The following is a 21,431-nucleotide window of genomic DNA, read 5'->3' on the forward strand; positions in this document are numbered from 1 at the left end:
CTGCGCGACGCCGTGCTGAGCGGCTGGCCCCGGCCGCGCCGCGAGGCCGTGCACCGGGCGGCGGCGGAGGCGATGCTGCGCCGCGGCGACCGGGTCGAGGCCGTCGCCCGGCACCTGCTGCGCACCCCGGCCGTCGGCCGGTCCTGGGCGCTGCGCGTGCTGCGCGACGCCGTGACCGTCGCCGTGCACGACGCGCGGCCCGCCGACGCCGTCGGGTACCTGCGCCGTGCCCTGGACGAGCCGCTGACCGACGACCTGCGGCAACGGCTGCTGACCGAACTGGGCTCCCTGGAATACGCGTCGGCCGACACCCCGGCCGCCATCGCGCGGCTCGCCGAGGCCCAGCACCTGCCGGCCGACCCCCGCAACCGGGTGCGGACCGCTGTCGCCCTCGGCACCGCCCTGGCCGGGCGCGGTGAGATCCGTACCGCGATGGAGGTGCTGCGCCGCACCGAGGGCCGGCTGTCCGGCCACCCGGGCCTGGCCCGCACCGTGCAGACCGCCACCGCGCTGCTGTCCGACGAGGACCTGGCGACCCGGCAGGAGGTGTACCGGTGGCTGTCCGAGACCGGCCGGCACTCCCCGGAACTGGTCGGCACCGCCGGACAGGCCCTGCTGGTGCGGTACGCGGCGACGGCCGCGCTGATCTCCGCCGACGAGGCGATGGCCCGGGTGCGGGACCTGCTCGCGCAGCCCACCGACCCGCTCGCCGAGCCCTTCCTGCTCGGCACGGCCGCCGCGGTCGCCCAGTGGGCCGACGAACTCGACGAGGCCGAGCGGCTCGTGGAACGCGGACTGGCCGGACAGCACCCCGCCCTGCTGCACCCGATGCAGCACGCACTGCTCAACACCCGCGCCGACATCGTTGCCGCCCGCGGCGACCACGCCCGGCTGCTCGTCCTCGCCGCCGACACCGGGCCCGGCCCCGGCCCCACCAACCGGGACGCCCACGCCCTGATGGCCCTCGTCCACACCGGCCGCAGCGACGAGGCACTGCGCCACGCCGACCGCTTCGACCTGCGCGAGGTGCCGGAGAACTGGGAGCTGAACCGCTACCTGTACGCGCGGGGCGTACTGCGCGCCGCCACCGGCGACCCGGCGGGCGCGCTGCACGACTTCCTGGAGTGCGGACGCCGCCAGGCGGCCCGCGAGGTGATCAGCCCCGTCGTCACCCCGTGGCGGACCGCCGTCGCGGAGTGCCGGCTGGCGCTGGGCGGCGGCCCCGAGGCGCTGGCCCTGGCGACGGAGGAACTGCGGCTGGCCCGGGTGTGGAACACCCCGCGCACCGTGGGCCGCGCCCTGCGCGTGCTGGGCACCGCGACCGGCGGGCGCCGCGGCCTCGAACTGGCCGAGGAGGCCGTACGGACCCTGCGGGACGCGCCCGCCGACACCGACATGGAACTGATCCCCGCGCTGCTCGCCCAGGGCCGCCAGCTCCTCGACGCGGGGGAACGCGGGCGCGCCCGGGCCCGGCTGCGCGAGGCGGCCGAACTGGCCGAGCGCAAGGGCGCCCTGCGCTGGCTCGCCCTGGCCGGGCAGGCCCTGCGCGAGGGCGGTGCCCGCGGCTCCGCGGCGTCCCGCACCGGCGCCGGGGCGCTGACCGGCAGCGAGCGGCGGATCGCCGAACTGGCCGCCGACGGCCGCACCAACACCGAGATCGCCGACCTGCTGCACCTCGCCCGGCGCACCGTGGAGACCCACCTGACCAGCACCTACCGCAAGCTGCGGATACGGCGCAGGACGGAACTGGCGGGCGCGCTGGAGCGCGGGGCCCGCCGGGAACGGGAGCCGCACCCCGACACCCGCGGCTGAGGAACGCCGGTGACACGCGCGGTCCTCACCAGGAGCGCAGCAGCCGCCCGATCTCCATCTGCGCCGTCTCCAGCGGGTCGCCGTCCTCGACGTTCCACAGGCTGTTCTGCAGCACGCGGCCGAGGGACCAGGCGCGGGCCCGCTCCCGGTCGAGGCCGAGGACTTCGGTCATGGCGTCGAAACGCCACCGGGTCTCGCCCGGGTCGTAGCGGTTGTCCAGGGCGGGCAGCAGGTCGAACCCGGGGTCGCCGGCCAGCGGCTTGGGGTCGATGGCCAGCCAGGGGGCGCGGTCCGCGGCGAGGACGTTCTCGTAGTGCAGGTCCCAGTGCAGCAGCCGGTCGCCCGGCTCGTCGGCGACCTCGCGCACGGCCGCGGCGCAGTCGGCGACCAGCCGCCGGTCCGCCGGGTCCGGGATGCGCTCCAGGGTTTCGGGCGTCCGCTCCAGCATGCCCTTCGCGATGTCGCCGAGGCGGCGCACACCGGGCGGCGCGGGCGTCGCGGTGAGGTGGGCCAGCAGCCGGGCGATGACCAGGACGGCCTCGCGGGAGTCCTCGACGTGGCTGAGCATCCGGCCGGAGTCCAGGCGTTCCAGGAGCATGGTCCCGGTGGCCGCGTCGTGGTCGAGCAGCCGCACCGCTCCGTCCCCGTCCCACACCCGCAGCGCGAGGGGCTCGCCCTCGGTCTCCGCGTCGAGGAGCTGGAGCTTCAGCACGGCCCGGGTACCGTCCCGGCACACGACCGGCAGCACCAGCGCCGCCCACCCGTGCATCGAGGGCCCGTCCGGCCGCAGCTCCCACCGCCGCAGGAACCCGGCCGCCAGCGCGGGCAACCCTTCGACGAAGGCCCGCCCGGCCTCCCCGTTGTACTTCACCTGCGCGGCCACGAGCCCTTCGGGTACGTCGATCACACGGCCGGACGCTACCGGCGATCGGGGCCCGCGGTCACGCGGATATCCCCTCAGCCCACCGGCTCCCGCACCGCCCGCTCCGCCGGCAGCCCGTGCTTCGGCGCCTTCGCCGTCACCATCACGCCCGCGACCAGCCCCGCGAGCAGCATGACGCCGGCGGCCACCCAGATGGCGACCGTGTACCCGTGCACGATGCCCTCCCGGACGATCAGTTCCCGCTGGGAGGGATCGGTGAGGTGCGCGGTGATCCACGACGCGCTCGTGCTGGTCGCGATGGTGTTGAGCAGCGCCGTGCCGATCGAGCCGCCCACCTGCTGCGAGGTGTTGACCGTCGCGGAGGTCACGCCGGAGTCCTTCGGGGCGACTCCCGCGGTGGCCGTGGAGAACACCGGCATGAAGGTCAGGCCCATGCCGAGGCCCATCAGGAGCAGCGCCGGGAGGATCTCGGAGACGTACTCCGAGTGCACGGTGATCCGGGTGAGGACCACCATGCCGCCGGAGGCGAGGAGCATGCCGGGGACCATCAGCATGCGCGGGCCCACGTGCGGCAGCAGCCGGGCCGAGATCTGGGTGGAGCCCACCACGATCGCGGCGGTCAGCGGCAGGAACGCCAGGCCGGTCCGCACGGGGGAGTAGCCGAGGATGACCTGGAGGTAGTAGGTCATGAACAGGAACAGCCCGAACATGCCGATGACCGCCAGCATCATCGTCAGGAAGCACCCGGCGCGGTTGCGCTCCCGGATGACGTGCAGCGGCAGCAGGGGCGTCTTCGCCCGGGTCTGCCACCACACGAAGACGGCCAGCAGGACCACGGCCAGGCCGAACAGGGCCAGCACCAGCGGGTCGGTCCAGCCGCGCGGCTGGGCCTCGCTGAAGCCGTAGACGAGGGCGACCAGACCACCGCAGCCGAGGATCACACCGGGCACGTCGAGCCGGGCGTCGGCGTGGCCGGGCCGGTCGTGCAGCAGGGCGAACGCGCCGATCACCGCGACGACGGCGATGGGGATGTTGACGTACAGGCACCAGCGCCAGTTCAGGTACTCGGTGAGCACGCCGCCGACGATGAAGCCGATCGCCGAGCCGCTGCCGGCCAGCGCGCCGTAGATGCCGAAGGCCTTCCCGCGTTCCCTCGGGTCGGTGAAGGTCGTCGTCAGCAGGGACAGCGCGGACGGCGCGAGGACGGCGGCGAAGACGCCCTGGAGGGCGCGGGCGCCGAAGAGCATCGCCGAGGTCGTGGCGGCGCCGCCGAACGCGGAGGCGGCGGCGAAGCCGATCAGCCCGATGACGAAGGTGCGTTTGCGTCCCACCAGGTCCGCGATCCGCCCGCCGAGCAGCAGCAGACCGCCGAACGCGAGGGTGTACGCGGTGATCACCCACTGCCGGTTGGCGTCGGACATGCCCAGGTCGCGCTGGGCCGAGGGCAGCGCGATGTTCACGATCGTCGCGTCGAGGACGACCATCAGCTGGGCCAGGGCGATCACCACCAGCCCCCACCAGCGGCGGGGGTCGGCCTCCGCGGGCGCGGCGGGTCCACCTGTCCGGGAGCCACTCATCTGGCCAGAAGACCACGGATCAGGACGTATCGCATCCCCGTCGCGCGTCCCCGTCGCGCGTCCGCGCCGCTCGTCGCCGGTCATGGTTCCAGGACCACCTTCCCGGTCGTCCCCCGGTTCTCCAGGGCGCGGTGCGCGGCGGCGGCGTCGGCGAGCGGGAAGCGCCGCACGGCCGGGACGAGCCGCCCCGCGGCGGCCTCGGCGAGGGCGCGCAGTTCGAGGGTGCGTACGGGGTCGGCGCCGCCGGCCTTCTCCAGCATCACCGGGCCCAGCACCTGCTGGGAGACGCCGTCGACGAGGTAGGGGGCGCCGTCGCGCAGGCCCTCGCCCGACCAGCCGAAGACCAGGTGCAGGCCGCCGGGTCCGAGCAGGGCGACGGCCTCCCGCGCCACGTCCCCGCCGACGCCGTCGAAGACGACGGTGGCCTCACTGCCGCCCAGGTGGGCGCGGACCTTCGCCGGCCACCCGGGGTCCCGGTAGTCGACGGCGGGATCGGCGCCGTTCGCGGCGACGAGCGCGGTCTTCTCCGGGCCGCCGGCGAGCCCGACCACCGTGGCGCCGGCGTTCCTCGCGTACTGCACCAGCAGCGTGCCGATGCCGCCCGCGGCGGCCGGGACCACGGCCACCGCGCCGGGACCGAGGTCGGCGAACTGCACGATCCCCATCGCCGTACGCCCGGTGCCGATCATGGCGACGGCCTCGGCGAAGTCCAGGTTCGCGGGGATCTCGTGGACGCGGGCGAGGTCGGTGACGGCGAGTTCGGCGTAGCCGCCGGGGGCGAAGCCGAGGTGGGCGACCACGCGCCTGCCCAGCCAGCTGTCCGGCGTGCCCGTCCCGAGGGCGTCGACGACGCCGGCCACCTCGCGGCCGGGGATCGTGGGCAGTCCGGGAAGCACGGGCGCCGGTCCCTGGAGGCCCTCACGCAGGGCGGTGTCCAGGAGGTGGACGCCCGCCGCGCGGACGGCGACGCGGACCTGGCCGGGGCCCGGAGCCGGGTCCTCCACCTCGTCCAGGACGAGGTTCCCGGCCGGGCCGAAGGCGTGCAGACGGATGGCGTGCATGACGGTCCCCCAGGGGAAGAGTGCGCTGCTACGAGGTGCTGTGGGCCCAGCCAACGACCTCAAGCGCGCTTGAGGTCAAGCTCGCGCCGGCCGAGGGCGAGGGAGACCGCCGTCAGGGCGCTGTTGAAGGAGACCTCGGAGAGCAGGCCGGGCGAGGCGACCTGGTCACCGGCGAGGTACACGCCGTCGCCGCGGTCGACGGCAGGCCGGTCGCGCCAGGTGGTGCCGGGCAGGTCGACGGCGCCGGTACGGCCGTTCGCGACCGCCTCGCGCCGCCAGGTCAGCCGCTCGCGCCAGCCGGGGAACCCGAGGTCGAGCAACTGCTCGGCCCGCGCGGTGCCGTCCGCCTTCGACTCGTGCGGCGCCAGGGGGAGCTGTCCCTGGATCAACTGCTCCCCCGCGGGCGCGAGCGTGCGGTCCTGCGCCGTGAACCGCTCGATCCACCCCGGCGCGTCCAGGTCGGAGACGGCGAAGGCGTCGCCGCGCCGGGTCCTCACGGCCAGGTCGACCAGGGTGGTGCGGCCGCTCGGCCAGGTCAGCGAGGGGTCGTCCAGCAGGCGGCGGGCCGCGTCGAGGGAGGTGGCGACGATGACGGGGGTGTCGGTGGGCAGCGTGTCCACGCGGGAGACCGTCTCCATCCGGACCCCGAGGTTCCAGGCCAGGGCGGCCATCCGGTCCACCACCCCGCCCCAGCCGCCGCGCGGGTAGTGCGCCTCGGGCGGCAGCTTGGCGGCCCGGCGCAGCCGCTCCTGCACGAAGGCGGCGGACAGCGATCCCGGATCGTGGTGGAACAGGGCGACCGCGCAGTAGTGGGCGGCGGCCCGCGCGCCCTCCTCGCCCGCGATCCCGGTCGCCCAGGTCAGGAAGTCGGTGTCGACGGGGGCCGGTCCGACCCCCCGGCGCAGCAGCTTCAGCATGGCGAACGGCGGGGTGCGGCGCAGCGCTCCTCGGTGGCGCAGCCGCAGCCGGGCCGCCTCCAGCGGCGGGATGGGCGCGAGCGGGCCGATCAGGTCGCGCCGGCGCAGCCAGGCCCAGTGCGGGCCGCCGTTGTAGAGGGCGTGCGGGCCGTCGTTGGTCCGGTAGGGGCCGTCGGCGGTCCGGGCCCGTCCGCCGAGCGTGTGGTGGGCCTCGTGGACGGTGACCTCGGCGCCCGCCTCGGCGGCGGTGATGGCCGCGGTCAGTCCGGCGAAGCCGCCACCGATGACGGTGATGCGATGCATGACTCGGGTTCTCCCTCGGATCGGGGTCGCGGTCGGGTCGCCGTACGCGGCGCCTGTCTTCCCGTACGACGGCCGAGGGGGCGCCGGATGTGACATGGGGCCAGGAGAAAAGGTGTTTCCGCAGGTCGGCCCGGGTTGTCAGTGGCGGGGTGCAGCATGGGGCCATGGCGAGGAGAACGGCGGGCACGGCGGGCGGGCGCGGTACGACGGCGGTGCGCGGGGCGAGGCGCCCCCAGCTGCGGCTGCCGCCGCTGGAGCCGTTCGAGGACGGCGGCGGACTGGAGCCGGACGGGGACTACGACGCGCTGGAGTTCCGGGAGACGGACCTCACCGGCCAGGACGGCGCGGGCGCCCGCTTCATGGACTGCGCGCTGACGGGCTGCGCGCTGGACGAGGCGTCGCTGCCCCGGGCCCGGCTGCTCGACACCCGTCTCACCGGCGTCCGGGGCGTCGGCACGAACCTCGCGGAGGCGACCCTGCGCGACGTCGAGCTGCTCGACGCCCGCCTGGGCGGCACCCAGCTGCACGGGGCCGTACTGGAACGGGTCCTGGTCCGGGGCGGCAAGATCGACTTTCTCAACCTGCGCCGGGCCCGCCTCAAGGACGTCGTCTTCGAGAGCTGCGTGCTGGTCGAGCCGGACTTCGGGGGCGCCCGCCTGGAGCGGGTCGAGTTCGTGGACTGCGCCCTGAAGGACGCGGACCTCAGCGCGGCCACCCTCGTCGACGTCGACCTGCGCGGCGCCGCCCCGCTGGAGCTGGCCCGCGGCGTGGACCGGCTCTCGGGCGCGGTGATCAGCCCCGCCCAGCTCCTCGACCTCGCTCCGGTGCTCGCGGCGGAGCTGGGGGTGCGGGTGCTGGCGGAGGGGTAGGGCGTGTCCGGCGGATCACGAGTGGGCGCGTGCTTCGGTGAGGGCCCGTTGCCTGAGGCCGCGGCCGAACAGCAGCATCCCGGTGGCGGCCAGGACGTCGTCCCGGTCGACGGTCCGCCGGTCGCCCCGGCGGGGGGTGGCCTGGGCCCCGAGGGAATCCTTGGGGAACGGGGGCGCGGCCGGTTCGCCCGGCGTCTCCAGGGTGACCGCACCGAAACGCCTGACCCCGCCCTCGCGGACGGTCATGGCCGCGTTCCGGGCGAGGTCCGTCAGGAACACGCTCGCGATGCCGTCCAGGTCGCGGACCATCCGGGGGACGGCCGTCGTCCCCCGGCTCCGCAGCAGCTTCCTGACCCCCGGCTCGAACCTGTGGGCACCGGCCACGGCACTCGGGGTGCGCGTCCCCCTGCGCCGACGAAGGGGGACGACGACACCGTCGGCGTCGTACAGGTCACCGGTCAGACCCCGGAACGTCGGGCTGTGGACGTACCACTCGTCGCCCACCTCCAGCTCGACGTTGCGGTCGATCGCCGAGATCAGGTCCCCGGGTGTCAGCTTCCTGCGGGACTGCTCCGCCGCCGCCCTCCTCGCCCCGTCGATGATCTCCGTCAGCACCGTCCGCGTGACCGACGCGGCGGTCCACGCGGCCGGCCGGGAGACGTGCAGCGGGGTCACGTCCCGGAACACCGCTTTGACGAGGGCAGGCGTGAACGGCGCGGGCTGTGCGGTCATCGGAAGTGGCGCTCCCTGCTGTCTAGTCGGAGGGCATCCGCGGGAAACGGGACTGGAGGGTCCAGACCGCCGGGTTGTCCGCCAGGTCCTCGTGCAGGTCGGTGAGGTCGGCGAGCAGGTCGTGGAGGAAGTCCCGGGCCTCGCGGCGCAGTTCGGTGTGGGAGAAGGACAGCGGGGGTTCGTCCGCGGGCAGCCACTCCGCCTCGATGTCGACCCAGCCGAAGCGGCGCTCGAAGAGCAGGCGGTCGGTGGACTCGGTGAAGTCCAGCTCCGCCCGCTGGGGTCGCGCGGCCCGGGAGCCCGCCGGGTCCCGGTCGAGGTGCTCCACGATGTCGCACAGCGCCCAGGCGAAGTCGAGCACCGGCACCCATCCCCAGGCTGTGGACAACTCCCGGTCCGCCTTGGTGTCGGCGAGGTACACGTCCCCGCAGAACAGGTCGTGGCGGAGGGCGTGGACGTCCGCGCGCCGGTAGTCCGTCTGCGGCGGGTCCGGGAAGCGCGTGGAGAGGGCGTAGCCGATGTCGAGCACGCAGCAGATGGTGTCACGGCCCCGGAACGCTCCCCACGCCGCGGCCCCGGTCAGTCCGGTGACGTGGCCCGACGGACCGCGTCGCGGAGCAGGGCGCGCCGGCGTTCGTGCGCGTCCTCGGGCTCGTCGGCGGTCGCGGCGTAGACGTTGCTGACCGGTGACCAGGCCATGGACATGGCGATGACGAGGGCCAGCACGTCGAACGGGTCGCCCGGCCGCACCCGCCCCGCGGCCTGGGCCTCGGCGATGGCCCGGAGCTTGGCGTCGTCGCGGCGGTCGGCGTCCTCGACCAGGTGCCCCGCCGGACGCCGCTCCAGCCGCGCCCAGGTGGCCAGCCGGATGAGGTCGGGGCGGCGCAGGTACTCGTCGTAGAGGCGCACGGCCCAGTCCGCGAGATCGCCGGCGTCGATCGGCACGACGTTCACGATGCGGTCGAGCGAGCCGAAGAAGATCGCGTCGAACAGCCCGTCCTTGCTGCCGAAGTACGCGTAGAGCTGCGCCTTGTTGGTGCGCGCGGCGGCCACGATCCGCTCGACGCGGGCCCCGGCGATCCCGTGTGCGGCGAACTCCCGGGTCGCGACGTCCAGGATGCGCCGGTGGGTGGCGGCGCCGCGGGAGGTCAGGGGCTGGTCGGGGATGCGGTCGGGCATGGCCCCAGGGTATCCCACGACCAAACAGAACAGTTGGTTTGCTTAACCCGGCGAGCGGGCCTACGGTCAAACAGACCGAACAGTCTGTCTGAGGAGTGGGGAAGAGCCATGAGGACCACAGTGGGCTGGCACGCGGAGCCCGGGAACGGCGCCGGGACGACCCCGACGCTGCGCCGCGCCCCGCTGGAACGGCGGGACCTGCGCCCCGACGACGTCGCCGTCCGGGTCGACTACTGCGGCGTCTGCCACACGGACCTGCACGCCCTGCGGGCCGCGGGCGCCGACGGGAGCGGTCCGCGACCCCTCGTCCCGGGGCACGAGTTCACGGGCGTGGTGACCGAGACCGGCACCGAGGTCACCCGTTTCCGGGCCGGAGACCCGGTCGCGGTCGGCAACATCGTCGACTCCTGCGGCGCGTGCGCCATGTGCCGGATCGGCCAGGAGAACTTCTGCCACGATTTCCCCACCCTGACCTACGGCGGCACCGACCGCGGCGACGGATCGACCACCCTCGGCGGCTACAGCCGCGCGTACGTGCTGGGCGAACGGTTCGCGTACGCCCTCCCCGCCGGCCTGGACCCGGCGGCCGCGGCACCGCTCCTGTGCGCGGGGATCACCGTCTGGGAGCCCCTGCGCGCCCTCGGCGCCGGGCCCGGCACCAGCGTCGCCGTGGCCGGTCTCGGCGGCCTCGGCCACCTCGCCGTGAAGTTCGCCGCCGCGCTCGGCGCCGACACCTCGGTGATCAGCCGCTCGCCGGGCAAGGCCGAGGACGCCCGCCGCCTGGGCGCCCGCGGGTTCGTCGTCTCGACGGACGCCGAGCAACTGGCCGCCGCCCGCGACCGGTTCGACATCGTCATCGACACCGTCTCCGCCCCGCACGACCTGGGCGGCTACCTCCGCCTGGTCGCCCTGGACGGCACCCTCAGCCACCTCGGGCACCTCGGACCGGTCACCCTGGAGACCCTCGACCTGCTCATCGGCCGCAAGAAGCTCAGCTCCGCGGGCAGCGGCGGCCGGAGGGGCACCGCCGAGATGCTGGCCTTCTGCGCCGCGCACGGCATCACCGCCGACATCGAACTCCTCCCCTCCGCCCGCGTGAACGAGGCCCTCGACCGCCTGGACCGGGGCGACGTCCGGCACCGCTTCGTCCTCGACCTCTCCGACCTGGACGGGTCCGGACGGCAGGGCCCGACGGACGGATAGGTTGCCCCCGTGATCCTGACCCCGCTGCCCCTCACCCCCGACCACGACATCCCGGGCCCCGTCCTCACCGAACTCACCGCCCTCTACGCCTCCCAGCGCGCCTTCCACGCGCTCAGCGGCGACTTCCCCGACCCGGACGACATCCGCCCGGAGCAGGTGGCGGCCGCGCTCGCCGACGAACTGGCGCGGCCCGGCGCCGAGGTGCTGCTCGCCCGGGACGCGGGCCGGCTGTCCGGAATCGCGGTGACGCTCGCCCGGCACCCCGACCGGTCCGACCCGGACCCGTGGATCGGGCTGCTGATGGTGGACGCGGGCCTGGCGCGGCAGGGTCACGGCAGGCGGCTGGTGTCCCTCGTCGAGGACCGGTTCCGCGCCGCGGGCCGCACCGCCGTACGGCTCGCCGTCCTCGACGGCAACACCGCCGGGCTCGCCTTCTGGACCGCCCTCGGCTACACCGTCCTGGACCACCGCCGGGACCTCGGCGCCGGCCGCCCGTGCACGGTGCTGCGCAGGGAACTGGAGAGCGGCACCCCGCGCACCCCGCGCCGCGCCGCCCGCGTCGCCGTGCTCGACCCCGGGGGCGCGGTCTTCCTCCTGCGCTACGACAACGTCGAGGTCGGCGTGCACTGGGCGATGCCCGGCGGCGGCCTGGAGGCGGACGAGAACCCGCGCGAGGGCGCCCTGCGCGAGGTGCGCGAGGAGACCGGCTGGACCGACCTGGAACCGGGCCCCCTGCTCTGCACCTGGGAACACGACTTCACCCACCTGAGCGTCGGCCCCGTCCGCCAGTACGAGCACATCTACGTCGCCCAGGGCCCCCGCCGCGAACCCACCGGCCCCGACCTCGCCGCCGCCCATGCCGCGGACGGCATCCTCACCTGGCGCTGGTGGAGCCGGGCCGAACTCGCCGAGGCGCCCGAGCCGCTCTGGCCGCCGGACCTGGCCCTGCTGCTCGACGGCTTCGAGGGCTCCGGGGGGTGAGACGGCCGCGGGCGTGGTGGTTCACGGCGCGTCCGGCCGGCCGTCTCCGCGCAGCCAGTCCGCCCAGATCTCCGAGAAGTCCTCGTCCGGCGCCGACTTCTCCACGTACGCCGTGAAGTCCTCGGTGTCCGCGTTGCCGTGGCGGTGGGCGGCGGCCCAGCCGTGCAGCAGGTCCCAGAAGGCGTCGTCGCCGACCGTCTCGCGGATCTTGTGCAGGACCATCGCGCCCCGCTGGTAGACCGGGCTCTCCGAGATGTGCGCCGCGTCGGGCGGGTCCGCGGGCGGGAACGCCCAGATCGAGTCGTTCGCGTCCTCGTCGTCGTAGTACGTCCCGTCGTAGAGCGCCTCGAAGGTCTCCTGGGCGGTGTCGCCGCCGTGGTCCTCCTCCCACAGCCACTCCGCGTAGGTGGCGAAGCCCTCGTTGAGCCACATGTCCCGCCAGGTCTTCGGGCTGACGGAGTTCCCGTACCACTGGTGGGCGAGTTCGTGGACGAGCAGGACGGTGTCGGGGGCGCCGGGGAAGTAGGGCCGGTTCTGGGTCTCCAGGGCGTACCCGGCGTCCTCGTCGCGGTCGACGATCGCGCCGGTGGAGGAGAAGGGGTAGGGGCCGAAGTTCTCCTGCGCCCAGTCCATGATCTCGGGGATCCGCTTCAGGACCTTCCGGCTCGCGTCGGCCTGGGTGGGGTCGACGGCCGTGTACACCGGCAGCCCGTCGTCCGTGGTGGAGCGGGCGGTCTCCCACTCGCCGACGGCGACGGTGACGACATGGCTCGACATCGGCTCGGCGGTGTGCCAGGTGAACGTCGTACGGCCGTCCCGGGTCCGCTCGTCGCGCAACTCGCCGTTGGAGACCACGCCCAGGCCCTCCGGCACGGTCATCGCGAGGTCGTACGTCGCCTTGTCGGAGGGGTGGTGGCTGCCGGGGAACCAGGCCATCGAGCCCGTCGGCTCACCCAGCCCGACCGCTCCGTCGGCGGTGGGCAGCCAGCCCTCCTCGGAGTCGTCGGGGTCGGTGATCGTCTCCGGCTCGCCCGAGTACCGGACGGTCACGCGGAACGTCTCCCCGTCCTTCAGCTCCTCGGCCGGGCGGACGGTCAGTTCCTGTCCGGCCCGGTTGAAGCGGGCCTCCCGGCCCTCGACCTTGACCCCCTCGACGTCCAGGCCCTTGAGGTCGAGGTCGAAGGCGGACAGGTCCCGGGTCGCGCGGGCGGTGATCGTCGCGCTGCCGCTGAGGTGCCCGGCCTCGGCGTCGGTATCGGGGTCGTAGTCCAGGGCCAGGTCGTAGTGGCCGATGTCGTAGCCGCCGTTGCCCGCCTTGGGGAAGTACGGGTCGCGCACACCCGAGCCGCCGGGGGAGCCGTCGACCGCGCCACCGCCACTGCACGCCGCGAGGGCGAGGACGGTGGCGGTGGCTACGAGGAGACGGGGGGTGGGGGTGCGCACGACGTGATCCTATGGGGCGTTTCACGTGAAACGCCCGCTGGGGCCGCCTGTTGGGACCGGCCGTGAGCCGCCGGCCGCCGGCCTCGGGTCAGTTCAGCGCCGCCGCGCCGGCCCGGGCGAACTTCTCGTCCAGGGTGCCGGACGGGGCGCCCGCCACACCGATGCCGGCGATCGGCGCCTTGCCCGCGGTGACCGGGACACCGCCGCCCAGGAACAGCGTGCCCGGGATGTCCTTCAGGTTCGGGGCGTTCTCCAGGCGGCCCTCCAGCTCACTGGTCGGGGCGTTCCAGGAGACGGCCGTGTACGCCTTCTTCTCCGCCGACTCGTAGGACTGCGGACCGGCGCCGTCACCGCGCAGGGTGAGGATCGTGTTGCCGTTGCGGTCGACGACCGCGACCGTGACCCGCTGGCCCTCCTTCTCGGCGGCCTTCAGCGCGGCCTGCGCGGCCTCGGTGGCGGCGTCGATCGTCAGGTGCGTGGAGGTGGTGGTGTCGCGCTTGCCGGCCGCGGCGGCGGGGGCGGCGGACACCGCGGAGTCCTGGGCGGCCTCGGGCGCGGAGGCGTTCGCGGCCACCGTGCCGAAGGTGCCGGCGGCGACGGCGGCGAGCACGGCACCGCCGGTGGCGAGGCGGGCACGACGGGAGAGGGTCTTCTTCATGGTGGTCTGCTCCTCGGGTGAGGCCGGGCGGGTTCGTGCTCTCCACTCTCCGGCCCGCACCGGGGGCGCACGGTCGCCGTTCCGGCTGCTCGTGGGTGACGGAACGGGCGACGGCGGGGTCGTCCGATCGGTTGACCCAGGGGGCGTCCGAAGAGGGCACCATGGGAGTGTTCACGCAGCTCAGCGGTCCTCTGCGGCACGTTGGGGAGCAGCGCGGCAGAAGAGACGGGCGGAAGGAGGCGGGTGACGGATGGCGAAGCCGTACGACCACCCGGACACCCGGTGGCTCGGGGCCGTCATGCACGTGGCGTTCTTCCTGCTGCTCGGCGGTGCCCTGGCCCGCTTCCTGCTGCGCCACCCCGGGGAGCCCCGCACCCCCTGGATCCTCGCCCTGTCCCTCGCCCTCGCCGTGCTGCACCTGCTCGGGCCCGTCCTGAGCGGGCCCGCGCCGTCCGCTCCCGCCGTCCCGCCCGCCCGGCGGCGCCTGGCCTGGCTGGGTCTGGTCGTCGTGGTGTGGATGGTGCTGGTCGTGCTGGCGCCCAGCTTCGCCTGGTGCGCGGTGCCCCTCTTCTACACCGGCCTGCGCACCCTGCCCGCCCGGGCGGCGCTCGTCCTGGTCACCGTCCTGACGGTGTTCGTCGTCGCCGCGCAACTGCGGCTCGCGGGGGGCTTCGACCCCAACCTGCTGCTCGCCCCGCCCGCCGTCGCCGCCATCGCCGCGGCCGTGTTCCTGCACACCGAACGGCAGGCCGCCCGGCAGCGCGCCCTGATCGACGACCTGATCCGCACCCGCCGCGAACTCGCCGCCTCCGAACGCCGCGAGGGCACCCTCGCCGAACGCCAGCGCCTCTCCATGGAGATCCACGACAGCCTCGCCCAGGGCCTGTCCAGCCAGCGGATGCTGCTCCAGGCCGCCGAGCGGGTCTGGGAGTCCGACCCGGGCAAGGCCCGCACCCACGTCCGGGGCGCCGCCTCCGTCGCCGAGCACAACCTGGCCGAGGCCCGCCGCTTCGTCCACGACCTGGCCCCGGCCGACCTCGCCCGCGGCGGCGGCCTGGAGGCGGCGCTGCGGGCCCTGGCCGCCCGGGAGTCCGGCGACCACCTCACCGTCCGCGTCCACGTCGACGACGGCGCCCGCGTCCCGCCGCTGCCCGACCGTGTCCAGTCGGCGCTGCTGCGCATCGCCCAGGGCGCGCTGGCCAACGTACGGGAGCACGCGGGCGCGTCCACCGCCGCGCTCAGCCTCACCCTCCTCGACGACGAGGTCGTCCTGGACGTCACCGACGACGGGCACGGCTTCGACCCGGCGGAGCCCTCCGACGCCCCCGCCGGGATGCGCGGACACGGACTGCCCGCCATGCACGCCCGGGTGCGCCAGCTGGGCGGCACCCTGACCGTCGAGTCCGCGCCCGGCGAGGGCACCGCCCTGTCCGCCGCCGTCCCCCTGGGCCCGCCCCGAACCGACCCGGCACATCCGCCGGACCCGCCGGACCCGGCCGACCCGCAGGAGGCACCCCGATGACCGACCCGGCAGACGGCGGGCCCGCCCCCGTGCGCATCCTGGTCTGCGACGACCACGTCGTCGTACGCGCCGGGCTGCTCGCCCTGCTCGACAGCGCGCCCGGCATCGAGGTGGTCGGTGAGGCCGGCACCGGCGAGGAGGCGCTCGCGCTCGCCGCACGGCTGGCGCCGGACGTCGTCCTGATGGACCTTCAGCTCGGCGCGGGCATCGACGGCGTGGAGACCACCCGCCGCCTCACCACGGGCACCGGCCGCGCGCCGCACGTGCTCGTGCTGACCACGTACGACACCGACGCCGACATCACCCGCGCCATCGAGGCGGGCGCGACCGGCTACCTGCTGAAGGCCGAACGCCCCGAGGAACTGTTCGCCGCCATCCACGCCGCCGCCCAGGGCCGTACGGCCCTGTCCGGGCCGGTCGCGGGCCGGGTCATGGCCAGTCTGCGCAAGCCGCGCCCCGCCCTCACCGAGCGCGAGCGCGACATCCTGGCCCAGCTCGCCACCGGTCTCGGCAACCGGGAGATCGCCCGCGCCCTGTTCATCAGCGAGGCCACCGTGAAGACGCATCTGCGCCGCATCTACGACAAGCTCGGCGTCGACACCCGCGCGGGCGCGGTCGCGGTGGCCAAGGAGCAGCGCCTGCTGCCGTGAGGGACGCCGAAGGCCCCCCGGCCGGACGTCCGGGGGGCCTTCGTACGGAACGAACGGGCGGTGAACGTCAGACGTTCACGCCGAAGTCCTGGGCGATGCCCACCAGGCCCGAGGCGTAGCCCTGGCCGACGGCGCGGAACTTCCACTCGGCGCCGTTGCGGTACAGCTCGCCGAAGACCATGGCGGTCTCGGTGGCCGCGTCCTCGGACAGGTCGTAGCGGGCGATCTCGGCGCCGCCGGCCTGGTTGAGGATGCGGATGTAGGCGTTGCGCACCTGGCCGAAGTTCTGCGAGCGGTTCTCGGCGTCGTAGATCGAGACCGGGAAGACGATCTTCTCGATGTCGGCCGACAGACCGGCCAGGTTGACGTTGATCGCCTCGTCGTCGCCGGCGCCCTCGCCGGTGCGGTTGTCACCGGTGTGGACGATCGTGTTGTCCGGCGTCTGCTTGTTGTTGAAGAACACGAAGTGGGCGTCGGAGTAGACCTTGCCCTGCGTGTTGACCGCGATCGCGGAGGCGTCGAGGTCGAAGTCGGTGCCGGTGGTGGTGCGGACGTCCCAGCCGAGGCCCACGGTGACTTCGGTCAGGCCCGGAGCCTCCTTGGTGAGCGAGACGTTGCCACCCTTGGACAGGCTTACAGCCATTGTTGGGAGTCCCTTCCCTCGTTTACGTACGGCAAGAAAGCTACAGCTACCACCATGAACGACGAGAGGGGTCCACAAGGTTCCGACTCTCTTTACTTTCTTTACCGAGGGCCGGGCCGCGTTCGGGATATTCGGGTGACGCGGGCCGTCCGCGGACGGGAACATGGAGGGCATGTCCGGTCCCCATGTCATCCGCGGCTCCGTCTCCCTGCCCGAGGCCGAGCTCGTCTGGCGTTTCTCGCGCTCCTCGGGGCCCGGCGGACAGCACGTCAACACCACGGACACGGCGGTGGAGCTGCGCTTCGACCTGGCGCGGACCGACGCCCTGCCCGAGGTGTGGAAGCAGCGGGCGCTGGAGCGGCTGGCCGGGCGCCTGTCCGACGGGGTCGTCACCGTCCGCGCCTCCGAGCACCGCTCCCAGTGGCGCAACCGCGAGACCGCCGCCGTACGCCTGGCCGCCCTCCTCGCGGAGGCCACCGCGCCGCCGCCCAGGCCCCGCAGGCCGACCCGCATACCGCGCGGCATCAACGAACGCCGGCTGCGGGAGAAGAAGCAGCGCTCGCAGACCAAGCGAGGGCGCTCCGCGCGGGACTGGGACTGACCGGCGGAGCCCGCGGCTCAGTCCAGCGCCAGCACGCCGACCGTCTCCTCCTCGGCCTTCTCCCCGTTCGGACGGAAGCCGAGGCCCAGGTAGAAGTGCTCGGGACCGGCCGCGCCGGGGTGCCAGGTGACGAAGCACTCCGTGCCGCCGCGGCGCCGGATCTCGGCGGCCACCGACTCCACGGCGAAGCGGCCGTATCCCCGGCCCTGCTCCTCGGCGGCGATGTTGAGGCGCCACAGGCCGGAGCGCAGCGCGCTGCCGTCGTCGTACCAGTCGATGCCGAAGAAGCCCATGAGGAAGCCGACGGGGCGGTCGCCGTCGAGGATCAGGCGGGGCCAGGCCTTCCCGGGGTGGACGTAGGCCTCGGCGAGGGACTTCACCACCGGGGCCACGGCGAACTCCTGCTCGGGGCGCACCCGTATGGCGAGGGCGGCCTCGATGTTCGCGGGGGTGATCTTCTCCAGGCGGAGCGCGGGGCTGGTCGTCATGCGCGCACCCTAGGTCGGCGCCCGCGCGCCGGACGAGCGGATTACCCGCTCAGCCCAGCTGCCGGTACCGGCCCCGGAAGTAGGTCAGCGGGCCCCCGTCCGCGCTGGGCAGCGCGGCGGTCAGGACCCGGCCGATGACCAGGGTGTGGTCGCCGGCCGCCACCCGCTGCTCGGTGCGGCACTCCAGGGTCGCCAGGGCGCCGCCCGCCAGGGGCGCCCCGGTCGCCTCGCCCCGCACGTACGGGATGTCCGCGAACAGGAGGCGGTCGCTGACGCGGCCCTTCATCGCGAAGCGGCCCGCGATGTGCCGCTGGCTCTCGGTGAGGACGGAGACCGCCCACAGGGGCTGCTCGGCCAGCAGGTCGTCCATGCGGGAGCCCTCGCGCAGGCTGACCAGGACCAGGGGCGGGTCCAGGGAGACCGACATGAAGGCGGTGGCCGTCATTCCGACGTCCTCGCCGCGCGGTGCCAGCGGGTCGTCGGGATCCAGCGGCGGCTCCTGCGCGGTCACCAGGACCACGCCCGAGGCCAGCCGGGACATGGCGGCACGGAACTCCTCGTTGCTCACCCCCTCAGCATGCCCGGAGGCGGGCGAGGGCAACGGGGACGCGGGGGCCGCGGGAGACCCGGGATACGTGAGAGACGGAGTGTTCGGCACCCCGCCACGCTAATCTCCGGGGCACGGGCGGGGCATCGGGCCCCGGTCCGAACCGGGTCCTAGGACCACGGAAGGAGACGTGCGCATACCTACAAACTTTGCGTTCGGTAAACGCACAGGGAAAATGCGGAAACCCCACTCAATTGTTCATGTTTTGCTGTGACTTGAGTCACAAGGGGCGGTAATTGTTGACCCTGTGTACCGAGTGGGGAGCGCGCTGTGATTCAGTGGCGGGGAACCTGCAAGAGCACCATCAGTAAAGGCGCCGAAGAGAACCCTTGATTCACTGCGAGGTCTCGGGGGGAGGGCGAGCATGGAGACCGACTCGGAGCCCTATGTCCGCCTGGCGTCCCTGCGGCAGCTGCACCAGGCCATGGCCGACATGAACAAGGCCCGCAGCCTGGCCGACACCCTGCAGGCCGTCGCCGACGGCGTCGTCCAGGCCCTCAACTACGAGCTGGCGTGCGTCAACCTGGTCGGCCCCGACGGCGACCTCGTCGTCGCCGCCTTCGCGGGCAACCCGGCCGCCGAGGCGCTCATCACCGGCCGCTCGGGCTCCCGCGAGTCCTGGGACCGGCGCCTGAACATGGGCGAGCAGTGGGGCGACCTGATCTTCATACCCCACACCGAGGGCTGGGTCCTCGACGACGACGACGTCCCGCAGTGGTACACCGACGGGCCCGCGCCCCGCTTCGAGGACGAGTGGCACCCCTCGGACCGGCTCTTCGCCCCGATGTACGCGCCGGGCCCCCAGGGCGGCGGCAACAGCGGCGAGCTGATCGGCGTCCTGTCCGTGGACCGGCCGCGCAACGGCCGCCGCCCCGGCGCCTGGGGCCGCGAGGCTTTGCAGATGTACGCGTTCCAGGCCGCCATCGCGATCAGCAACGCCCGGCTCCGCTCCAACATGCAGCGCGCCCTGGTCCGCCTGGAGCGCGACCAGCAGGCGCTGCGGGCCAGCGAGGAGAGCTTCCGGCAGGCCTTCGAGTACGCCCCCTCCGGCATGGCCATCGCCGAGATGGGCGGCGACCAGCACGGCCGCATCCTGCGCACCAACGACGCGCTGTGCCGCCTGCTGGGCCGCCGCGCCTCCGCGATGCGCCGCTACGCCTTCTCCGACCTGGTGCACCCCGAGGACATCGGCACCCTGCTGCGCACCTCCGCCGAGGGCGGCCGGGCCGAGCTGCGCCTAGGCCGCCGCGACGGCACCTACGTCTGGGTCTCGCTGCGCAACAGCGTCGTCGCCGACGCCGCCGACGGGCCGCGCTTCCTGCTCACCCACGTCGAGGACATAGAGGAGCGCAAGCGCCGCGAGCTCCAGCTCGCCCACCGCGCCTCCCACGACTCCCTCACCGGCCTGCCGAACAGCGCCGAGCTGCGCTCCCGGCTCGCCGCCCGGCTGTGCCAGCGCCCGCAGTCCTCACACGCGGCCGTGGCCGACGCCATGGACGCCGCCTACGGGCACTCCGCCGTGTTCGACTCCGGCGGCCACACCTTCGACTTCGGCGGCTCCGTCGAGCCGTACGGCGCCTTCGACCACCATGTGCACGCCGTGGCCCCCCAGGACGGGCCCGACGACGGCACCAAGGGGCTCGCGGTCCTCTTCTGCGACCTGGACGGCTTCAAGTCGATCAACGACCGGTTCGGGCACAACGCGGGCGACGCCGTGCTGATCGAGGTCGCCCGGCGGCTCAGCGGCGGCGTCCGCGACGGCGACACGGTGGCCCGGCTCGGCGGCGACGAGTTCGTGATCCTCGCCAACGGGCTCGGCCGGGCCGACGCCCAGGACCTCGCCGTACGGCTGCGCAACGAGATCATCCAGCCGATCCGGGCCGAGGGCCGGGCCGTCCGCGTGGGCGCCAGCTTCGGCATCGGCTGGGCCCACTGCGGCATGACGGCGGACGAAGTCCTGAAGTCGGCTGACGAACGGATGTACGTCGAGAAACGATCTCGTCCCAAACAGCACCGCCGCGCCGGATGATCAGCAGGTCAGCGCGTTGATGCGGTCTGAGTCACCCGTTCGGGTCAGCCGGAGCGGGTAGGCTCGCTCTCTCACACACCCGTACCGCACCACGCACCGCATCTGGTTAGGAGACCTAGGGATGACGCCCGGCAACAACGGCGCGAGCACGCCCGAGGACGACGACCCCTTCGGCTACCTCTACGCCGACGGGCAGGCCAACGGGGCCCAGCCGCCGTCCGGTGGCTACGGCTACCCGAACTCGGTCAACCGGGTGCGTCCCGTGGGCACACGGCAGTACGGCGTACCGCAGGGCCAGGGCGCGCAGACCGCCGCCTACGGCCAGGCCGCCCCGCCCCAGCAGGGCGCCTACGGCCAGCCGCAGGGGGCGTACGGGCAGCCGAACGCGCACTACGCCGCGCCGGAGACCTTGCCCGGCGGCGGTGGTCCCGGGGGCCCGCAGCAGCCGTCGGGGCACGGCGGGGGCGGCGGACGCCGCGGCCCGAACACCAAGGGGCTGCTGATCGGCGCGGTGGCGGTCGTCGCCGCCGTGGTCATCGGCATCGCCGTGGCCATGACGAGCAGCGGCTCCGACGACGAGGGCGGCAACGAGGCGGGCGGCGACCCGGCCCCCACCCAGTCCCAGAGCAGCGAGCCGAGCCCGTCGGCGAGCGAGGGCGCCGACGACGAGGACGTCGAGCTGCCCTCCGTCGAGGCCAAGGCGATGCGGCTGGGCGGCGCGGCCTCCCTCGCGTCGGAGGTCAAGGGCGCGCAGTCGGCCGGCGGCGTCTACGTGGCCAACCTGAACCAGCCGGGCGCCTCGGTCACCTGGACCGTGAACGGCATTCCCGAGGACGGCCTCTACACCCTCTTCACCACGTACAGCGCGGCCGGCGAGGACCAGTCGATGTCCCTCACGGTCAACGGCAAGGAGTTCGGCAGCAAGCTGAACCTGGGCAACTTCGCGCAGGCCAAAGACGGCGACTTCGCCAAGGGCTGGACCAAGACCTACGCCTGGCCCACCCTCAACAAGGGCACCAACACGATCACGCTGTCCTGCGCCGACGGCGACAAGTGCAACGTCCTGCTGGACCAGTTCTCCCTGAAGAAGGGCCAGGTCAAGGACTAGCACCCGGCCGGCGGGACCCGGCGGCCCCGGCGGGGTCAGGCCGCGCCCGCCTCCGCGGTCACCGCGACGCCGCGCCCGAGCAGCTCCTCGTACGCCGCCCGGTCGAACTCGCCGGCCACCGGCGCCAGCACCGTCGCCGCCGACAGGGCGACCGCGCGGGCCAGC

Annotated in this window: 21 protein-coding genes and 1 pseudogene; 9 read left to right on the plus strand and 13 right to left on the minus strand. The window is 74.1% G+C overall.

Annotation, left to right across the window (positions count from 1 at the left end; translation table 11 throughout):
• Window positions 1-1,812, plus strand: a 1,812-nt coding sequence (locus tag BZZ08_RS34745; RefSeq protein WP_133169243.1) for a helix-turn-helix transcriptional regulator, incomplete at its 5' end; no start/stop codon positions are given.
• A gap of 25 nt (window positions 1,813-1,837) precedes the next feature.
• Here BZZ08_RS34745 and BZZ08_RS34750 read toward each other — a convergent pair.
• The 4 genes from BZZ08_RS34750 to BZZ08_RS34765 form a co-directional block, all read right to left on the minus strand.
• Window positions 1,838-2,773 (minus strand): aminoglycoside phosphotransferase family protein, encoded by a 936-nt coding sequence (locus BZZ08_RS34750; protein WP_446750288.1) that lies wholly within the window; start codon window positions 2,771-2,773, stop codon window positions 1,838-1,840.
• Entirely contained in the window at window positions 2,770-4,272 is a 1,503-nt protein-coding gene (locus tag BZZ08_RS34755) for an MFS transporter (RefSeq protein ID WP_104636179.1), read from the minus strand. Before BZZ08_RS34755 ends, BZZ08_RS34750 begins: the two co-directional genes overlap by 4 nt.
• 80 nt (window positions 4,273-4,352) lie before the next feature.
• Window positions 4,353-5,333 (minus strand): zinc-binding dehydrogenase, encoded by a 981-nt coding sequence (locus tag BZZ08_RS34760; RefSeq protein WP_104636180.1) that lies wholly within the window; start codon window positions 5,331-5,333, stop codon window positions 4,353-4,355.
• A 59-nt stretch (window positions 5,334-5,392) separates the two neighbouring features.
• Window positions 5,393-6,553: an NAD(P)-binding protein gene (locus BZZ08_RS34765; protein ID WP_104636181.1), complete on the minus strand. Its 1,161-nt coding sequence runs from the start codon at window positions 6,551-6,553 to the stop codon at window positions 5,393-5,395.
• Window positions 6,554-6,717: 164 nt separating this feature from the next.
• Between BZZ08_RS34765 and BZZ08_RS34770 the strand changes: the two genes are divergently transcribed.
• Window positions 6,718-7,422 carry a pentapeptide repeat-containing protein gene (locus BZZ08_RS34770; protein ID WP_198601873.1) on the plus strand — a complete coding sequence of 235 codons (705 nt, stop codon included), beginning with the start codon at window positions 6,718-6,720 and terminating at the stop codon, window positions 7,420-7,422.
• Between the two features lie 15 nt (window positions 7,423-7,437).
• Here the strand turns inward: BZZ08_RS34770 and BZZ08_RS34775 are convergent, their stop codons facing one another.
• Genes BZZ08_RS34775 through BZZ08_RS34785 form a run of 3 tightly spaced genes read right to left on the minus strand, consistent with a single transcriptional unit; the run spans window position 7,438 to window position 9,333 of the window.
• Window positions 7,438-8,154, minus strand: coding sequence for a hypothetical protein (locus BZZ08_RS34775; protein WP_241965643.1), 717 nt, complete (start codon window positions 8,152-8,154; stop codon window positions 7,438-7,440).
• Window positions 8,155-8,176: 22 nt separating this feature from the next.
• The gene (locus BZZ08_RS34780; protein ID WP_104636183.1) at window positions 8,177-8,683 is read right to left on the minus strand and encodes a hypothetical protein; all 507 of its coding nucleotides are present in this window, start codon (window positions 8,681-8,683) and stop codon (window positions 8,177-8,179) included.
• A 50-nt stretch (window positions 8,684-8,733) separates the two neighbouring features.
• Window positions 8,734-9,333, minus strand: coding sequence for a TetR family transcriptional regulator (locus tag BZZ08_RS34785; protein WP_104636184.1), 600 nt, complete (start codon window positions 9,331-9,333; stop codon window positions 8,734-8,736).
• Window positions 9,334-9,441: 108 nt separating this feature from the next.
• Between BZZ08_RS34785 and BZZ08_RS34790 the strand changes: the two genes are divergently transcribed.
• Both BZZ08_RS34790 and BZZ08_RS34795 read left to right on the plus strand, forming a co-directional pair.
• Window positions 9,442-10,536, plus strand: coding sequence for an NAD(P)-dependent alcohol dehydrogenase (locus BZZ08_RS34790; RefSeq protein WP_104636185.1), 1,095 nt, complete (start codon window positions 9,442-9,444; stop codon window positions 10,534-10,536).
• A gap of 9 nt (window positions 10,537-10,545) precedes the next feature.
• Entirely contained in the window at window positions 10,546-11,517 is a 972-nt protein-coding gene (locus BZZ08_RS34795) for a bifunctional GNAT family N-acetyltransferase/NUDIX hydrolase (protein ID WP_104636186.1), read from the plus strand.
• A gap of 21 nt (window positions 11,518-11,538) precedes the next feature.
• Here BZZ08_RS34795 and BZZ08_RS34800 read toward each other — a convergent pair whose 3' ends face one another.
• Window positions 11,539-12,960, minus strand: a complete 1,422-nt coding sequence (locus BZZ08_RS34800; protein ID WP_104636187.1) for a M1 family metallopeptidase — start codon at window positions 12,958-12,960, stop codon at window positions 11,539-11,541.
• Window positions 12,961-13,048: 88 nt separating this feature from the next.
• Entirely contained in the window at window positions 13,049-13,618 is a 570-nt protein-coding gene (locus tag BZZ08_RS34805) for a GlcG/HbpS family heme-binding protein (RefSeq protein ID WP_104636188.1), read from the minus strand.
• A 250-nt stretch (window positions 13,619-13,868) separates the two neighbouring features.
• Between BZZ08_RS34805 and BZZ08_RS34810 the strand changes: the two genes are divergently transcribed.
• Both BZZ08_RS34810 and BZZ08_RS34815 read left to right on the plus strand, forming a co-directional pair.
• Complete coding sequence (locus BZZ08_RS34810) at window positions 13,869-15,140, plus strand: sensor histidine kinase (RefSeq protein ID WP_104636189.1); 1,272 nt, start codon at window positions 13,869-13,871, stop codon at window positions 15,138-15,140.
• Window positions 15,137-15,790, plus strand: coding sequence for a response regulator (locus BZZ08_RS34815; protein ID WP_104636190.1), 654 nt, complete (start codon window positions 15,137-15,139; stop codon window positions 15,788-15,790). The genes BZZ08_RS34810 and BZZ08_RS34815 overlap by 4 nt, the downstream gene beginning before the upstream one ends.
• A gap of 67 nt (window positions 15,791-15,857) precedes the next feature.
• Here BZZ08_RS34815 and BZZ08_RS34820 read toward each other — a convergent pair whose 3' ends face one another.
• Complete coding sequence (locus BZZ08_RS34820; RefSeq protein ID WP_104636191.1) at window positions 15,858-16,433, minus strand: TerD family protein; 576 nt, start codon at window positions 16,431-16,433, stop codon at window positions 15,858-15,860.
• A gap of 163 nt (window positions 16,434-16,596) precedes the next feature.
• Between BZZ08_RS34820 and arfB the strand changes: the two genes are divergently transcribed.
• Window positions 16,597-17,034: an alternative ribosome rescue aminoacyl-tRNA hydrolase ArfB gene (gene arfB, locus BZZ08_RS34825; protein ID WP_104636192.1), complete on the plus strand. Its 438-nt coding sequence runs from the start codon at window positions 16,597-16,599 to the stop codon at window positions 17,032-17,034.
• A gap of 17 nt (window positions 17,035-17,051) precedes the next feature.
• Here the strand turns inward: arfB and BZZ08_RS34830 are convergent, their stop codons facing one another.
• Together BZZ08_RS34830 and BZZ08_RS34835 are read right to left on the minus strand one after the other, a co-directional pair.
• Window positions 17,052-17,522 (minus strand): GNAT family N-acetyltransferase, encoded by a 471-nt coding sequence (locus tag BZZ08_RS34830; RefSeq protein WP_104636193.1) that lies wholly within the window; start codon window positions 17,520-17,522, stop codon window positions 17,052-17,054.
• Window positions 17,523-17,571: 49 nt separating this feature from the next.
• Window positions 17,572-18,180, minus strand: a complete 609-nt coding sequence (locus tag BZZ08_RS34835) for a flavin reductase family protein (RefSeq protein WP_104636194.1) — start codon at window positions 18,178-18,180, stop codon at window positions 17,572-17,574.
• Window positions 18,181-18,493: 313 nt separating this feature from the next.
• On the opposite strand from BZZ08_RS34835, the gene cdgB reads away from it, so the two are divergent.
• Window positions 18,494-20,158, plus strand: a complete 1,665-nt coding sequence (gene cdgB, locus BZZ08_RS34840; protein WP_104636195.1) for a diguanylate cyclase CdgB — start codon at window positions 18,494-18,496, stop codon at window positions 20,156-20,158.
• 121 nt (window positions 20,159-20,279) lie between these two features.
• A complete protein-coding gene (locus BZZ08_RS34845; RefSeq protein WP_104636196.1) occupies window positions 20,280-21,266 on the plus strand; it encodes a carbohydrate-binding protein in 987 nt (328 codons plus the stop codon).
• Between the two features lie 35 nt (window positions 21,267-21,301).
• Here the strand turns inward: BZZ08_RS34845 and BZZ08_RS39725 are convergent.
• A pseudogene (locus BZZ08_RS39725) lies at window positions 21,302-21,431 on the minus strand (1-phosphofructokinase); the annotation flags it as partial.

The sequence above is a fragment of the Streptomyces sp. MH60 genome (genome assembly GCF_002939385.1).
Taxonomy (GTDB): domain Bacteria; phylum Actinomycetota; class Actinomycetes; order Streptomycetales; family Streptomycetaceae; genus Streptomyces.

Coding starts and splice junctions, on each gene's coding strand:
- BZZ08_RS34775 (WP_241965643.1), bottom strand. CDS start 8,154: ATGACCGCACAGCCCGCGCCGTTCACGCCTGCCCTCGTCAAAGCGGTG.
- BZZ08_RS34845 (WP_104636196.1), top strand. CDS start 20,280: ATGACGCCCGGCAACAACGGCGCGAGCACGCCCGAGGACGACGACCCC.
- BZZ08_RS34820 (WP_104636191.1), bottom strand. CDS start 16,433: ATGGCTGTAAGCCTGTCCAAGGGTGGCAACGTCTCGCTCACCAAGGAG.
- cdgB (WP_104636195.1), top strand. CDS start 18,494: ATGGAGACCGACTCGGAGCCCTATGTCCGCCTGGCGTCCCTGCGGCAG.
- BZZ08_RS34785 (WP_104636184.1), bottom strand. CDS start 9,333: ATGCCCGACCGCATCCCCGACCAGCCCCTGACCTCCCGCGGCGCCGCC.
- arfB (WP_104636192.1), top strand. CDS start 16,597: ATGGAGGGCATGTCCGGTCCCCATGTCATCCGCGGCTCCGTCTCCCTG.
- BZZ08_RS34805 (WP_104636188.1), bottom strand. CDS start 13,618: ATGAAGAAGACCCTCTCCCGTCGTGCCCGCCTCGCCACCGGCGGTGCC.
- BZZ08_RS34810 (WP_104636189.1), top strand. CDS start 13,869: ATGGCGAAGCCGTACGACCACCCGGACACCCGGTGGCTCGGGGCCGTC.
- BZZ08_RS34815 (WP_104636190.1), top strand. CDS start 15,137: ATGACCGACCCGGCAGACGGCGGGCCCGCCCCCGTGCGCATCCTGGTC.
- BZZ08_RS34770 (WP_198601873.1), top strand. CDS start 6,718: ATGGCGAGGAGAACGGCGGGCACGGCGGGCGGGCGCGGTACGACGGCG.
- BZZ08_RS34790 (WP_104636185.1), top strand. CDS start 9,442: ATGAGGACCACAGTGGGCTGGCACGCGGAGCCCGGGAACGGCGCCGGG.
- BZZ08_RS34760 (WP_104636180.1), bottom strand. CDS start 5,333: ATGCACGCCATCCGTCTGCACGCCTTCGGCCCGGCCGGGAACCTCGTC.
- BZZ08_RS34755 (WP_104636179.1), bottom strand. CDS start 4,272: ATGAGTGGCTCCCGGACAGGTGGACCCGCCGCGCCCGCGGAGGCCGAC.
- BZZ08_RS34765 (WP_104636181.1), bottom strand. CDS start 6,553: ATGCATCGCATCACCGTCATCGGTGGCGGCTTCGCCGGACTGACCGCG.
- BZZ08_RS34830 (WP_104636193.1), bottom strand. CDS start 17,522: ATGACGACCAGCCCCGCGCTCCGCCTGGAGAAGATCACCCCCGCGAAC.